The 15,257-nt window shown below is 58.5% G+C and carries 10 protein-coding genes; 5 read left to right on the top strand and 5 right to left on the bottom strand.

The window, feature by feature from the left end; genetic code table 11:
- Window positions 1-159 precede the first annotated feature (159 nt).
- Both LG31_RS0104300 and ppnP read right to left on the bottom strand, forming a co-directional pair.
- Window positions 160-1,545, bottom strand: a complete 1,386-nt coding sequence (locus LG31_RS0104300) for an L-serine ammonia-lyase (protein WP_033113267.1) — start codon at window positions 1,543-1,545, stop codon at window positions 160-162.
- A gap of 153 nt (window positions 1,546-1,698) precedes the next feature.
- Window positions 1,699-1,983, bottom strand: a complete 285-nt coding sequence (gene ppnP, locus LG31_RS0104295; RefSeq protein WP_033113266.1) for a pyrimidine/purine nucleoside phosphorylase — start codon at window positions 1,981-1,983, stop codon at window positions 1,699-1,701.
- Between the two features lie 268 nt (window positions 1,984-2,251).
- On the opposite strand from ppnP, the gene LG31_RS0104290 reads away from it, so the two are divergent.
- Entirely contained in the window at window positions 2,252-3,493 is a 1,242-nt protein-coding gene (locus LG31_RS0104290; protein WP_033113265.1) for a dicarboxylate/amino acid:cation symporter, read from the top strand.
- Between the two features lie 1,458 nt (window positions 3,494-4,951).
- On the opposite strand, the gene pfkA is transcribed toward LG31_RS0104290, so the two are convergent.
- The 3 genes from pfkA to elyC all read right to left on the bottom strand — a co-directional run bounded on the left by pfkA (window position 4,952) and on the right by elyC (window position 7,736).
- Window positions 4,952-5,923, bottom strand: coding sequence for a 6-phosphofructokinase (gene pfkA, locus LG31_RS0104285; RefSeq protein WP_005336840.1), 972 nt, complete (start codon window positions 5,921-5,923; stop codon window positions 4,952-4,954).
- Between the two features lie 151 nt (window positions 5,924-6,074).
- On the bottom strand, window positions 6,075-6,830 hold the full coding sequence (tpiA, locus tag LG31_RS0104280) for a triose-phosphate isomerase (RefSeq protein WP_033113264.1): 756 nt from the start codon (window positions 6,828-6,830) through the stop codon (window positions 6,075-6,077).
- Between the two features lie 135 nt (window positions 6,831-6,965).
- On the bottom strand, window positions 6,966-7,736 hold the full coding sequence (elyC, locus tag LG31_RS0104275) for an envelope biogenesis factor ElyC (protein WP_033113263.1): 771 nt from the start codon (window positions 7,734-7,736) through the stop codon (window positions 6,966-6,968).
- Between the two features lie 101 nt (window positions 7,737-7,837).
- Between elyC and cmoM the strand changes: the two genes are divergently transcribed.
- The 4 genes from cmoM (at window position 7,838) to mukB (ending at window position 15,165) form a co-directional block, all read left to right on the top strand.
- Window positions 7,838-8,614, top strand: coding sequence for a tRNA uridine 5-oxyacetic acid(34) methyltransferase CmoM (cmoM, locus tag LG31_RS0104270; RefSeq protein WP_033113262.1), 777 nt, complete (start codon window positions 7,838-7,840; stop codon window positions 8,612-8,614).
- Between the two features lie 100 nt (window positions 8,615-8,714).
- A complete protein-coding gene (gene mukF / locus LG31_RS0104265) occupies window positions 8,715-10,034 on the top strand; it encodes a chromosome partition protein MukF (RefSeq protein ID WP_033113261.1) in 1,320 nt (439 codons plus the stop codon).
- Window positions 10,015-10,734, top strand: a complete 720-nt coding sequence (mukE, locus tag LG31_RS0104260; protein ID WP_005336835.1) for a chromosome partition protein MukE — start codon at window positions 10,015-10,017, stop codon at window positions 10,732-10,734. Before mukF ends, mukE begins: the two co-directional genes overlap by 20 nt.
- Before the next feature lie 3 nt (window positions 10,735-10,737).
- Window positions 10,738-15,165, top strand: coding sequence for a chromosome partition protein MukB (mukB, locus tag LG31_RS0104255; protein WP_033113260.1), 4,428 nt, complete (start codon window positions 10,738-10,740; stop codon window positions 15,163-15,165).
- Window positions 15,166-15,257: the final 92 nt, after the last annotated feature.

The raw sequence follows: 15,257 nt of genomic DNA, 5'->3' as shown, positions 1-15,257 counted from the left end.
TTGCGACCTAAAAAAAGTTGAAATAGATCTATTTTTGTTGAGTTTAAGGCGCGAGTATAAAATTTATTTTGGTGCTTATCCATTTTGTTAAGCGCTTACCCATAAAAATACCCGGCGATGCCGGGTATTTCGGAACCAAATGGAGTCAATTTCCGTTTTTTAACATTCGGTAATGTTAACGGCGAGGCCGCCGCGGGCCGTCTCCTTGTATTTGGTCTTCATATCGTTGCCGGTCTCCCACATGGTTTTGATCACCTTGTCGAGGGACACTTTGTGCTCGCCGGTGCCGCGCAGGGCGAGGCGGGCGGCATTGATCGCCTTGACCGCCCCCATGGCGTTGCGCTCGATGCAGGGCACCTGCACCAGCCCGCCAATGGGATCGCAGGTGAGCCCGAGGTTGTGTTCCATGCCGATCTCGGCGGCGTTCTCCACCATGGCCGGGCTGCCCCCCAGCAGTTCGGTCAGCGCGCCGGCCGCCATGGAGCAGGCCACGCCCACTTCACCCTGACAGCCCACTTCTGCTCCCGACAGGGAGGCATTTTTCTTATATAAGATGCCGATAGCAGCCGCGGTGAGGAAAAAGCGTACCAACTCGTCGTCATCGACCTTGTGGACGAAACGATCATAGTAGTGGAGCACCGCCGGAATGATACCGGAGGCGCCGTTGGTGGGGGCGGTGACGACTCGTCCGCCTGCCGCGTTCTCTTCGTTGACGGCCAGTGCAAACAGGTCGACCCACTCCATCACCATCAGGGGATCCTTGTTGAAGTTGGTCTCGCAGCTGAGCTGGCGAAACAGCCCCGGGGCGCGGCGCCGTACCTTGAGCCCGCCCGGCAGCACCCCTTCACTCTTGCAACCGCGTTCGACGCAGCCTTGCATCGCCTGCCAGATCTTGCGAAGACCGCTCTTTATCTGCTCGTCGCTGCGAAATACCCGCTCGTTGGCCAGGATGATGCCGGAGATGGAGAGACCGCTCTCCTGACAGTGGGCCAGCAGCTGGGCGCCGCTCTCGAAGGGGTAGGGAATAGGGTGTTCGCTATCCGTTCTGGCGGCTTCCTCCTTGGCGGTGGCGAAGTGGCTCTCTTCGATGATGAAGCCGCCACCAATCGAGTAGTAGGTCTGGCTGAAGCGCAGGTTCTCATCTTCGCCAAAGGCACGCAGGGTCATGCCGTTGGTGTGGGCCAGCAGGGTTTTGCGGCGGTTAAAGATGATGGCACCGGTGCGGGGAAAATGGCTTGGTTGTTCGCCTGCCAGCTGCAGGCTCTGCTCCTTTTCCACTCGCGCTAGAATGGCGGGGATGGCATCGATATCGACCGATTCCGGTTCAAAGCCCGCCAGCCCCAGAATGATCGCCTTGCCGGTACCGTGTCCCTTGCCGGTCTGGCCCAGCGAGCCGTAACACTCCACTTCGACTCGCGCAGTATGAGGCAGATGGCCATGGAGCTTGAGCTGCTGCACAAAGGCATAAGAGGCACGCATGGGACCGACTGTATGGGAAGAGGAGGGGCCGATACCGATAGAGAAAAGGTCAAACACACTGATCATGACACCACTCCGGTGATGGTTTATGTCTGTTTATTCTAGGATTTTTGCCATGGATGAAAAGCGGGGATGTGCCGCGCTGTGACATGGGTAGAGATATGAAGAGCAGGAGAGGGAAGAGAGGGCTGAAGGGATAAGCCCCTTCAGCCGGGCAGATCAGTCGAGAAATTCACACAGGTAAGCGGTGGGGCTATTCACCTCCAGCTTGAATGAGGAGTGGCCCGCAACCAAGAAGGATTCACCTTGGCTGTAGGTGTGCCACTCATCTTCATCTGCCAGCTGGATGGTCAGAGCGCCCTTGATCACCGTCATCCGCTCGGGGGCTGCGGTATTGAACAGGTATTCACCGGCGTTCATGACGCCGACAGTGGATTTCTCGCCTTTTTGCTCAAAACCGATGGATTTTACATTTCCGTCAAAATATTCGTTAACTTTCAGCATCTTTACATCCTTGTATGTTCGGTTGTGCAGCCAAGCTAGCACAACATTTTGCCAGTTGTCATTGGGGTGGCTGCAAAAAACGCAACCAAAGGGTGGAAAATGCGCTTTTTAGAGAATTATTAATAGCTTCTGTTAACGATTTGTCGATTTCAAACAGCAATGAAATATGCGATAACACGCCGCAGCAGGGGAATGTGCAGGAGCTCATTCCCCTGTCTGGTTTATTGCACTGGGAAAGTGCGAATGTAGCTACATAAAGGAAAGTACTGTGTTGACTAAAGGACTCATAAAAAATATCGGCTTCCAGGTTGTGGTGGCCATGGTACTGGGGGCAGTGGTCGGAGTGCTCATGGGTGAGCAGGCCACCATTTTTGCTCCACTCGGTACCCTCTTTATCCAGCTCATCAAGATGCTGGTGATCCCGCTGGTGGCGGTTGCCATCCTCTCCGGCGCCGCCAATCTGGGCGCCAGTCCGGCGGCGGGCAAGATAGGGGTGGCCACGCTGGCCTTCTTCCTTGTTACTTCGGCACTGGCCGTGTTGCTGGCACTGGTGATGGGACAGATCTTCAAGCCGGGTGTCGGGGTCGATTTTGGCTCTGTCTCCTCCATGTTTGGCGGTGATTATGCCGATAAAGGGGCGCTGCCCGATGCCGTCGCAACCCTGCTTGGCATGATCCCGACCAACGTGTTCCAGTCTCTCAACGAGGCGAATATTCTGCAGATCCTGGTGTTCTGCATGTTCCTCGGTATTGCGTTGGCCAAACAGCCGCGCGAGCGGGCCAAGCCGCTGGTCGATGGCCTCAATACCCTGGTGGATGCCTTTGTCTGGATGATCAACAAGGTGATGATCATCGCGCCGCTCGGGGTATTTGGTCTGATGGCTGATGCCATCGGCACCTATGGCTTCGATGTGTTGACGCTGGTGCTCAAGCTGTTCGTGGTCTATGTTGCAGCGATTCTGATCTTCGGCTTTGTGGTCTACCCGCTGCTGGTGGCGCTCTTCTCCAACACGCCGGTGATGACCTATATCTCGGCGATGAAGAAGCCGCAGATCGTTGCCTTCTCTACCGCCTCTTCCATGGCGACCCTGCCGGTCAATATGGAGACCTGCGAGCAGGATCTGAAGGTGACCAATGCGACGGCCTCTTTTGTGCTGCCGCTGGGTGCCACCATCAATATGAGCGGCAACGCCATCTATTACGGGCTGGTCGCCATCTTCTTTGCTCAGGTTTACAACATTGATCTGAGCGTCGGTGCCTGGGCGGCCATCATAGTGACGGCCACCCTGGGCGCGATTGGCCAGGCCGGTGTGCCGGGGCCGAGCTTCCTGGTGGTGGCTGTGCTGCTGGCGGCAGGGATCCCCATCGAAGGATTGCCGCTGCTGTTCGCGCTGGATCGTCTGTTCGACATGATCCGGACTTCCCTCAATATCACCGGCGACGCAGCCTGCGCCGTGATCGTTGATCGTTTCAGCCCGGAGTATGACCCGCAGCGCTGGAACAAGGCATAAGCGGGATTACTCACGGGTAGACACTTCCAGTTATGCACAAGCCTCCACCTTCGGGTGGGGGCTTTTTTGTGCCCGCTGGTTACTGGAAAAATGGATTGGTCAGAACAAACAGCCAAGCGGTAGAAGAGGAGGAAAGGATAATGAGAGAGCAATGGTGTGGTCAGACGGCAGGTAGCAAAAAGGGGAGCTTGGCTGCTCCCCCTAGGATGGTCTGACGTTGGCTCAGTCAGAAGTGTGGTTAAACAAGCAACCACAACAGCTTGAAATCATATCCATGTTGACCATTTCGGCATTGATGGCTGAAAGCACCAGTTTGTGGTGATTAAAGCGTCATGCCAGAGAGGATCGCTCCCGATTGATGCCTCTCTATCCGACTCAGAGCTGTGACAGCGAGGGTAGAGAGACAGCAACCAGGGTGAAAAACACGGTAAAAACAGCGGTAACAACAAACTCTTTCATCTTTTTTCTCCCTAGGTTGTTGGTTGATGAGGTCAAGATACCATAACAGGAGCTTAAAACAAGGGTTTAATTGATAAAAATGAGCTCTTGGTTATATGTAGTGATGAAGTCTCTATTTTCGTAATCTTGTGGCTGTTTTATCTTCGCCTCTTGAAGTGTTGGCTGTTTTAATGGGACGGGAATATATAAATGTCTTTATTTTCAGCTACTTATATTAATGCTGGCAATCCAAAAAGAGAGACTTGAATGACGCCAACGATTGGTTTTACATTTTTTGTTGGGCTGTGCAGCCATTTTAGGCGTCAAAAAATGGCTATGAATCTGGTTTGACCGTTCCTGACGAAGAAAATCTACCATAAAGGATAGTAAAGCCGGTGTCAGCATGTAATCCAGCGCTATGACAGGGTTTTACCACGATCTTCTGTTCATGGACTTACATAAATAGCCCTGTTTTTAGCGATGTAGCTGGCTCTGAGAGAGAAAAAATGCAGTTGCAGTCCGTTTTTTAGCCTCTGACTATGGAAGAGATACCGGGATTGATGTTGGTTGGTGCAATAGCGGCTTGGGAAGCGGTTTTTCCCTCAAGGGGACAAGTTGCAACCAGCAGGGGGGCGCGAGATAGGCCCCCGAACTGCTCCTGCCTGTATCTGTAGCGCCATCGTGCGTTGATAAGAGATAACGCATCGCCTAACAGGAGCGCTAGAGGCAGGACAGGACAGGGGGAATAAGAGAGAGCGAAAGAGATGATACAGAGAGTAGGCTGGGCAAGGTGTCGGTAGCGACTGGCAACTGTGGGTAAAAAATTGGTCGAGCTGAAGCATAACCTCAACCCGGTCATATACACGTTGTTGTTATATCGCAGTTGGCGGGCCGGCCTGATGACATTGCCAAATGTACTGGAACCAATCCATTTTCTGCGCACCACGGTGATCTGCGGGTAGAAATAGAAAAACCCTCCGGATGGAGGGTTTTTGCATAACCAGCTTGTTCCAGCGGTGCTTAGAACAGGGTGGTGGAGAGGTTGTAAAGCTCCTGATCGAACGGTCGCTTCATGTTCTCGATGCAGTCGATGATGTCGTGGTGTACAAGCTCGTTGCGCTGGATACCGACGCAGCGACCACCGTGGCCAGCCAGCAGCTGCTCAACGGCGTAAGCACCCATACGGCTGGACATGATGCGGTCGCGGGCAGTCGGGGCACCGCCACGCTGGATGTGGCCCAGGATGGTGGCGCGGGTTTCACGGCCGGTCAGAGCTTCGATGTCTTTTGCCAGGGCGTTCACGTCGGTAACGTGCTCGCAGATGGTGATGATGGCGTGCTTCTTGCCCTTGGCTTCGCCTTCCTTGATCTGCTTGAGCAGCTTCTCTTTGTCGAAGGCCACTTCCGGCACGATCACATACTCGGCACCACCGGCAACGGCAGCAGACATGGCCAGATCGCCACAGTGGCGGCCCATGATCTCGACCACTGAGATACGGTGGTGGGAGCTGCAGGTGTCGCGCAGACGGTCGATGGCGTCAACAACCACGTTCAGAGCGGTATCAAAACCGATGGTGAAGTCGGTACCGGCGATGTCGTTGTCGATGGTGCCCGGCAGGCCGATGCAGGGAAAACCCTCTTCAGTCAGCTTCTTGGCACCCATGTAGGAGCCGTCACCACCGATGACGACCAGCGCATCGATACCGTGCTTTTTCAGGTTCTCGATCGCTTCGGCGCGCACAGCAGGGTCTTTGAAAGCAGGGAAACGGGCGGAGCCGAGGAAAGTGCCTCCACGGTTGACCACGTCGGAGACGCTGTGACGCTCCAGCTTGACGATGCGATCCTGGTGCAGACCGAGGTAGCCATCATAAATACCGTAAACTTCCAGGCCGTGATGCAGACCGGCGCGAACCACAGCGCGGATGGCTGCGTTCATACCCGGCGCGTCGCCACCACTGGTCAGAACACCAATACGTTTGATTTGTTTGGTCATGAGTGCCTCTGGATCTGAGTTGTCAAATACGAATGTTTGGAAATAGACAAGCCACTTTTACTATATCGGCTTTCGTATGGGATGCGGGGGCCACCATAGGAAAAGCGATACAAGAGAGGGGACAAGCCCCTCTCTTTGCCGTAATCAGCGATTACTTGGCAGCGCCAGCGATGATCTGGGAGAAGTCGTCCACTTTCAGGGACGCACCACCGACCAGGCCACCGTCGATGTCCGGCTGACCGAACAGGTCGGCAGCAGTGGCGCCAGTGACGGAACCGCCGTACAGGATCTGTACTTTGGCTGCAACGGCGGCATCAAAACCGGCCAGGTACTGACGGATGTGCGCGTGAACGGACTGAGCGATCTCCGGAGTGGCAGTCTTGCCGGTACCGATGGCCCATACCGGCTCGTAAGCGATAACGGCGTTGTTGAAGGAGGCGATACCGCAACGGTCGATAACGGCTTTCAGCTGGGTCTCAACCACGTTTTTGGTCACGCCGGCTTCGAACTGCTCCAGAGTTTCACCGATGCACAGAACCGGCACCAGGCCGCCTTTCTGGATCGCTTCGTACTTGGCAGCAACCACGTCGTCAGTCTCTGCGTGCAGAGTACGACGCTCGCTGTGGCCGACCAGAGAGTAGGTGCAACCGAAGGCTTTCAGCATGGAGGGGGCGTTTTCACCGGTGAAGGCGCCAGACTCGTGTACGTCGGCGTTCTGAGCACCGTAGGCGATTTTGGTGCCAGCGGTCAGCTGCTCAACCAGACCCAAAAAGATAACCGGCGGGCAGACGGCGACTTGCACAGAAGGATGAGCGGCAGCAGCCGGGGTCAGTCCTTTGATCAGAGCTTCTATAGAAGCCTTGGTGCCGTTCAGTTTCCAGTTACCCATTACCAGGTGCTGTCTCATCTTCTTAATCTCCTAGGCATTTGATTGCGCAACATTATATGAATTGAACCGAGCCCAAGATAGCTGACCCGGCGGCAAATGACGTAATTTTTTTTCGCTTTCCTGATCCAAATCAGGAATGAAACGCTTGATTGCTCATTCGTTAACCTGCCCCCGCAAGCGGGCCCACCATACCCCAATCCATTCGTGGATGGCAGCTTCGGAATACATCAAATAACGCCCTTTGGGTAAATAACTATAGAGGGGCTGGGCCACCTGGCTCTGCTTGGCGGTGTAATCGGTGGGGGCCGGCACGGCGTGGAGCCCCTGACCCTGATAGAGGGCCATGGCGCGCGGCAGGTGGGTGGCAGAACTGACCAGCGCCACCTCTTTTCCTTTCAGATGTCGGCTGATACTGACCGCCTCATCATGAGTGTCTTTGTTGTTTTCAAACAACGTCATCCGCGAACGGGGTATGCCGAGGCTCTCGGCCATCCGGGCATTGACCTCGGCATTGGAGAGGGTATCCCCCGACACATAGCCGGAGAACACCAGCTCGGCTTCGGGATAGGCCTGGGCAAGGCGTACCCCTTCGAGAGTCCGTGCCAGCGAGATATTATTCTGCCAACTGCGCATCGGTACCGCCGGATCGCTGACATGACCATTGCCGAGTACCACGATGGCGTCGATTTTGGGATGCTGGCTCACCTCGAACGGCGGGAAGGTTTGCTCCAGCCCGCGGGCCAGCTCATAGCTCACCGGCCGCATTCCCAGCAGGGCGACCAGCAGCAGCGAGAGCGTCGCCAGCAGCTTGCCGGTTTTCTGAAAACGGGTGAACCAGAGCAGCAGCAGGGCGACCAGCAGCAGGGAGAGGGAGAAGGGGAGCGGCATCAACAGTTGACCCAGCCACTTTTTGAGCACAAACACGGTAGACACTTCCTTGAGTTTTCAGCAAATTCGGGATGTGACAGAATACCTCTCTTTTTTGGGATGGTCACAACCCTGTGGCGCTAATGTTGAGTTTCTCCTTGAAGCACGATCAGAGTTTTGACGGGCGCGCCGACAAGTTCGCCCGCAACATTTACGACTCCACCAAGGGGCGCATCCGCACCACCATTGTCTGGAGCGACATCGAAGCCTGCCTGGCCCGCCTTGGCAACCGACCGCTGCGCATCCTCGATGCGGGGGGCGGCTTTGGCTATTTCGCCCAGAAGCTGGCGGCCATGGGTCATCAGGTGGAGCTGTGCGATCTGTCAGCAGAAATGCTGGAACTGGCCCGCAGCCAGATCGCCGAGAAGGGGCTGGAAGACAAAATTCGTCTCATCCATTGCCCCATTCAGGATCTGAAGCAACACGTGACCGGTACCTTTGATCTGGTGCTCTGCCATGCGGTGCTGGAGTGGCTCGCCGAGCCGCGCCAGACCTTGCTGGGTCTGTTCCCTTTCGTCAATGCCGGGGGCATACTGTCGCTGCTTTTTTACAACCGTCATGGCTTGCTGTTCCAGAGCCTGGTGGTGGGCAATTTTGACTATGTGCGCCTTGGCCTTCGCAAGAAGCGCCAGACCGCGCTTACGCCCACCAATCCCCAGCTGCCGGAGCAGGTCTATGACTGGATTGGTCGCGGGGGGCTGCGCATCATCGGCAAGACCGGGGTGCGGGTGATCCACGACTATATGCGTCACAAGCAGGATCAGGTGGAGAAGTTCGACGATCTGCTGGCCATGGAGCAGCAATATTGCCGTCAGGAGCCTTTTGTCTCCCTCGGTCGCTATATCCATGTGATGGCCCAGAAGCCGGCCAGCTGATTGCTCGCGGTTCACGTCGATGTGCACCATGTTTTCGATGCTACCGGATGTAGCCGCGCGCACGATTTTGCGCCCAATACAACAACGAGATGACAACATCATGATGAGTACATCCCGTACCCTGCCAGAGATGGTGGGATGGGTCAGGCAGGAGGGGTTGGCGTTGAGCCTGCCGACCGACCGGCTGGCCTTTCTGATTGCAATCAAGACCCTGTCCGAAGATGAGTCGGACCTGTCGGAAGCTGCGCTGCACGATGCCTTTGGCTATGTCAGCAGCGCCTTCGGCCAGATGGACGAGACCCTCACCGGTCGCGCCAACAACGCCATCAACGATCTCATTCGCCAGCAGCTGCTGTCGCGCTTCAACACCGACATGGTGGCGGGGGAGAGCCTCTACCGCCTGTCGCGCTTGGGTGTGAGCATCGTCGACTTCTTTATGGATCAGCGTCAGGTTGACTCCATCAAGCTCTCCATCCTGCTCGAACACCTGGCTTCCGAGCTCGACACCGCCCGCAAGGCGGCGCTCGAGACCAACACCCGCGAGCAGTGGGATGCCGAGGTGCTGCCGCGCCTCACTTTCTCGCTGGAAGAGACGCTGGGGCGGATCGATCTCACCCAGCGCGCCATGGATGAGCAGCAGAATCAGGTCAAAAGCGAGATTGCTGCCCTGCTGACCCAGAACTGGGTCGATGCCATTCACAGCTGCGAAAAGCTGCTGCACGAGACCGGCCAGACCCTGCGCGAGCTGCAAGATACCCTGGATGCTGCCGGCCACCGCCTGCAGGCGGGGCTGCTCAACATTCAGGAAGCGGCGCAGGGGCGTGACGATCTGTTCCACGTCGAGGAGCTGACTCACGCGTTGCAGGGGCGTCTTGACGTCATCACCAGCTGGGGTCAGCAGTGCATCGAGCTCTGGTCCCGCTACGACAGACACGTCCACAAATTTATCCGCAACGCCATCGACATGGACAAGAACCGCGCCTTCAGCCAGCGGCTGCGCGAGTCCATCCGCAATTTCGAGCAGCACAACTGGCAGCTGCGCATTGCCGAAGAGCCCCGTCTGCTGGAACTGCGCGACGAAACCATCGCCATCCACGACGAGGAGGTGACCGGTGAGGTGCCCCTCGAGATGGAGTACGTCGAGATGGTGGATATCAACCAGGAGCTGGCCGAGCGCATCGAGCGCTATCTGGCCCGCTACCCCGAGCAGGGCCAGCAGCTGGACTTGGCCGATGTGCTGCGGGAATACCTGCTGGATTACCCGGCCCATGCCCACTTCGATGTGGCGCGTCTTCTGATCGACCAGGCCGTGCGCCTGGGCCATGCCAGCGGCGAGCGCGAACTGCATCGCCAACCCGCATGGAAACCCATTAACCAAGCTGGATCCAAGGTTCAGGCCTATGTCATTGATCAATTCTGAGTTTCCCTTGCCGCTGCGCCTCGCAGAGGCGATTGCCAACCCCTTGTTTCCGCGCATCGATACCGCCTTGCGCTCCGGCCGTCACATCAGTGCCGACGAGTTCGAGCAGCATTCGGCGCTGGTCGAATATCACAGCGAGCTGGAGATCTTCTACGGCCGCTATCAGGTGGAGCTGATCAAGGCGCCGGAAGGCTTCTTTTACCTGCGCCCGCGCCCGAGCTCCGACATCGGCACCACTGTGCTCTCCGAGCTCGATATGCTGGTGGGCAAGGTGCTCTGCTACCTCTACCTGAGCCCGGATCGTCTGGCCTCGGAAGGGGTATTCGCCATGGCCGAGCTGCAGGAGGAGGTGTTGAGCCTCGCCGACGAGAAGCAGCTGCTGCGGATGGTCAACAGCCGCTCCGGCGGTACCGATCTCGACAAGAAGAAGTTGCTCGAAAAGATCCGTACTTCCATGCGCCGTCTGCGCCGTCTTGGCATGATCACCGCCCTTGGCAACGGGGATAAATTCCGGGTCAACGAATCGGTGTTCCGTTTCGCCGCCGACGTGCGTTCCGATGAAGATCCGCGCGCCGTTCAGCTGCGGATGATCCAGGAGGGTGAAGCCATCTTCCACGACGACGAAATGCCGAGCAGCGACTCGCTCTTTGATGACATCGAGGCGGATCTCGATGAAGAACAACTGGATCTGGAGGTATAACCGGTGCGAGGCAAGTTCAAATCCCTGACCATGGTCAACTGGAACGGCTTCTTTGCCCGGACCTTCGATCTCGACCAGCTGGTCACCACCCTTTCCGGCGGCAACGGCGCGGGCAAGTCCACCACCATGGCGGCCTTTATCGCGGCGCTCATCCCCGACCAGTCACTGCTCCATTTCCGCAACACCACGGAAGCGGGATCGAGCAGCGCCTCCCGTGACAAGGGGCTCTACGGCAAGTTGCAGCGCGGTCACTGCTATTCGCTTTTGGAAGTGATGAACAGCCGCGAACAGCGGATCTGGGTCGGCGTGCACCTCGAGCAGGTGGCCAACCGTGACAACAAGGTCAACATCACCCCGTTCGCGCTGGTGGATGTGCCGGAAAATCTGGCTCCGACCGATCTGCTGCTGGAGAAGCTCGATGGCGGCAAAGGGCGGGTACGCGCCTTTACCGACCTGAAAGGGGCGGCCGCCGAGCTGGGGGCGCTGAAAGTCGCCAAATTCAATACGGTGACCGACTATCACAACTTCATGTTCGAGTTCGGTATCACCCCGAAGAAGCTGCGTGATCAAAAAGATCGCGGCAAGTTCTATCGCCTGATCGAAGCCTCCCTCTACGGCGGCATCTCCTCGTCCATCAGCCGTTCCCTGCGCGAATACCTGCTGCCGGAGAACTCCGGGGTGCGCAAGGCGTTTGCGGACATGGAGGCGGCCATCTATGAAAACCGCCGCACGCTGGAAGCCATTAAAGAGACCCAGGGTCAGCGGGATCTGTTCAAGAACCTGATCACCGAGACCACCCACTATGTGGCCGCGGACTATGTGCGCAACGCCGCCGAGAAGAACCGTCTCTCCGAGCTGGCCCTCAAGGCGCGTCAGGAGCTGTCCGACAAGCGCCGCATTCTGGCCGAAGAGAAGCAGCGCGCCATCTATCTGGCCGACGAGGTGGAGCAGCTCACCAACCGCGAAAAATTGCTGACCGACGAGCTGGAGTCTGCCTCCGAGCATCTGGCCAAGGTGATGGCGGCCGTCAGCTTGCAGAAGAAGATCGAGATGTATCGCGCCGATCTGGCGGAGCTCTCTGACAAACTCGAGCAGCAGCAGGCGGTAGTGGAGGAGATCCACGGCCAGCTGCTGGAAGTGGAAGAGCGCAAGGAGTTGGCGCAGGCAGAAGTCGACAGCCTCAAGACCCAGCTGGCCGACTACCAGCAGGCGCTCGATATCCAGCAGACCCGCGCCATCCAGTACCGTCAGGCGGTGCAGGCTCTCGATGCTGCCCGCGAGCAGTGCGAGCTGCCGGGGCTGACCGCCGAACAGGCGAGCGACACCCTGCACCAGTTCCGCGCAGCCGAGCAGAGTCTCACCAGCCGGGTGCTGGGGGCCGAACAGCAATTGGCGCTGGCCAAGGCGGCAGTGGCCGAGCACGAAGCGGCGCTGGCGCTGCTGCTCAGCATCGCCCCCGAGACAGTGCGCGAGGCCGCCTGGCCCACCGCGCAGGCGCTGCTCAAGCGTCACATCGAAGACAAGGCCCGTATTGCCCAGGGGCAGGGGCTGCGCGCCGCGCTGGCTCGCCTCGAGAAAGAGAGCGAAAGCCAGAAGAGTCTCTTCAAGTTGCGTGACGAGCTGCAGCAGGCCTCTGGCCAGCTGATTGCCAGCAGCGATGAGCTGGAGATCTTCCTCGAAGCCCAGCGCACCCGTCAGGAGGAGCTCTCCGAGCAGCAGGCCGAGGTGAATCAGCGCCGTGCCAGCCTCGAGCATCAGGGCGCCCAGCTGGGCCGTGATATTGCGGAGCTCACCAAGCTGGCGCCGCGCTGGCTGAAATCCTTTGAAAAACTCGAGCAGTTGCGCGAGCAGAGCGGTCTGCCGCTGACTACCGCCGAAGAGCTTTCGGCCGGTATGCAAACCGTGCTCGACAAGGAGCGGGAGTTCGAGCAGGAGAGCAATCGCATCGCGGCGCAGAAACAGGCGCTGGAGCTGCAAATTCGCAACCTGCAGTTGGGGGCTGGCGAGGCGGATCCGCGTCTGGCCCGTATTGCCGAGCAGGTGGGGGGCGTGCTGCTCTCCGATGTTTATGACGATATCTCCATCGACGATGCCCCTTACTACTCCGCGCTCTACGGTCCGGCCCGCAGCGCCCTGGTGGTGCTCGACCTTGAGGGCGCCATCGAGCGGCTGAAAAAGCTGGAAGATTGCCCGGAAGATATCTACCTGATTCAGGGCAACCCTGACTCCTTTGACGAGGATCTGGTAGAAGCGGATGAGCTGGGGGACGCCGTCCTGGTGCGCACCAGCAAGCGTCAGGTACGCTTCTCCCGCTATCCCGAGCTGCCGCTGTTTGGCCGCGCCGCCCGGGAAAAGCGGATCGAGCAGCTCGACCTTGAGCGCGAAGGGCTCATCGAGGGTTACGCCAAGGCCGCCTTCGAGCAGCAGAAGTACCACCGTCTCTACGGTCACTTCCGCGACTTTATCGGCCAGCATCTGGATATCGCCTTCCGTCCCGACCCCGAAGCCGAAGTGCAGGCCAAACAGGCCGAACTGCGCGCGCTGCAAGGAGCCATCGGCGAGTGCGACAAGCTGCTGAGTGATGCCAAAGCGGCCGCCGCCCAGCTGACTCGCCATATCCAGCTGGTGCAGGGGATGCTGCCCTTTGCCCACCTGTTTGCCGAGACAGACCTGGCTGCCCGCCTCGAGGCGGCTCACGCCGATGTGGAAGCGCTAAAACAGGCCGAAGCCTTTATCGCCAAGCACGGCAAGGCGCTTGAGAAGCTGGAGATCGAGGTGCAGGTGCTGCGTCAGGATCCGCAGGATCTTGCGGCGCTGCAGGCAGCTTACGATGAGGTGAGCGACCTGCTGGCCGAGCAGAAACGCCGTTGCTACGCCCTCGATCAGCTGGTGGCCCGTTTGCCGCACTTTGCCTATCAGGATGCGCAAGACCTGCTGGGCAAGGCGTCCGAGATGAGCGAGCGACTCAAAGAGAAGCTCAAAGCGGCCGAGCTGGCGGCCCGCACCGCTGGCGAGCAGCACAAGCAGATTGCCCAGCGCCACACCGAGGCGTTGCAGCTGCGCACTGCCCTTAACTCCAGCGTCGAAGCCAAGCGCCAGACCCTGACCGAGTTTGAGCAGGAGCTGGCGGCCATGGGGCTGACCCTCTCCGACGATATGGAAGAGAAGGCGCGCGCCCACAAGAAAGAGATCGAAGAGCTGCTGATCCGCACCCGTTCCCGTCGCACCAGCGCCGAGGCCCAGTTGCAGGTCACCAAGCGCGAGATTGAATCCCTTGGCGGCCGTCTCAAGCTGGAAGGCAAGGATTACTACAGTGCCCGTAAATCTCTGGTGGGTCACAAGGCGAGCTGGTCGCGGGTGGTGCGTCTGGCGCGGGAGACCGACGTCGAGAAACGCCTCAACAAGCGCGAGCTGGCGTACCTTGACAGCGACGAGCTGCGCTCCATGTCGGACAAGGCCCTCGGCGCCCTGCGGGTGGCTGTGGCCCACGACGAAGCCCTGCGCGATGCGCTGCGTCTCTCCGAGGGCAACCGCAGCACCGAGCAGAAGGTGGCCTTCTACGTGCAGGTCTACCGTTACCTCAAAGATCGCATCCGCAACGACATCATCCGCTCCGATGATCCGGTCGAAGCGATCGAGGAGATGGAGATCGAGCTGGCGCGTCTGGCAGACGAACTCAAGCAGCGGGAAACCCATCTGTCGCTCTCCTCCCATGAGGTGGCGGCCAAGATCACCAACATCATCCGCCGCGAGCAGAACCGCATCAGGGTGCTCAACCAGGGCTTGCAGAACATCGCCTTTGGTCTGGTGCGCGGAGTGCGCCTCAACGTCAATATCCGCGAGGCCCATACCCGTCTGCTGACGGCGCTGGCCGATCAAACTGCCTTGCACAACGATCTGTTCGCCGACAAGGAGCTCAGCTTCTCCGAGGCGATGGCCAAGCTGTTCCAGCGCCTGAACCCGCAGATCGAGCAGGGGGATCGCAGCTATCAGGTGATGGGCGACGTGCTGCTCGACTATCGCAACTATCTGGAGCTGGAGATCGAGGTGCAGCGCGGCGCCGATGGCTGGCTGCGTGCCGAGAGCGGTGCGCTCTCCACCGGTGAGGCGATCGGTACCGGTCAGGCCATCCTCTTGATGGTACTGATCAGCTGGGAGGAGGAGTCCCGCCGTCTGCGCGGCAAGGATATCGCCCCCTGCCGCCTGTTGTTCCTCGACGAAGCGGCCCGTCTGGATGGCAAATCCATCGCCACCCTGTTCGAGCTGTGCGAGCGGCAGGATATGCAGCTGCTTATTGCTGCGCCCGAGAACATCAGCCCCGAGAAGGGCACCACCTACAAGCTCATCCGCAAGGTGCAGGGCAAGCACGAGCATGTGCATGTGGTGGGTCTGCGCGGCTTCGGCTTTGCCGACGACAAGCTGATCGCCTGACTCTGATGGGCAAATAGCTGGAGAAAAGGGAGGCATTCGCCTCCCTTTTTATTGGAAAAATATGGCAAAGTAGCGGCGCTGCCTGCGATGGG

The sequence above is a fragment of the Aeromonas lacus genome (assembly GCF_000764665.1).
Classification (GTDB): Bacteria; Pseudomonadota; Gammaproteobacteria; order Enterobacterales; family Aeromonadaceae; genus Aeromonas; species Aeromonas lacus.
Note: the sequence above shows the minus strand (reverse complement) of the source record. Positions and strands in the feature narration are given on the sequence as shown.

Excerpts from the sequence above, each read along its gene's own strand:
- ppnP (WP_033113266.1), bottom strand. The coding sequence starts at position 1,983 with ATGCTGAAAGTTAACGAATATTTTGACGGAAATGTAAAATCCATCGGT.
- tpiA (WP_033113264.1), bottom strand. The coding sequence starts at position 6,830 with ATGAGACAGCACCTGGTAATGGGTAACTGGAAACTGAACGGCACCAAG.
- mukE (WP_005336835.1), top strand. The coding sequence starts at position 10,015 with ATGTCATTGATCAATTCTGAGTTTCCCTTGCCGCTGCGCCTCGCAGAG.
- mukF (WP_033113261.1), top strand. The coding sequence starts at position 8,715 with ATGATGAGTACATCCCGTACCCTGCCAGAGATGGTGGGATGGGTCAGG.
- LG31_RS0104300 (WP_033113267.1), bottom strand. The coding sequence starts at position 1,545 with ATGATCAGTGTGTTTGACCTTTTCTCTATCGGTATCGGCCCCTCCTCT.
- pfkA (WP_005336840.1), bottom strand. The coding sequence starts at position 5,923 with ATGACCAAACAAATCAAACGTATTGGTGTTCTGACCAGTGGTGGCGAC.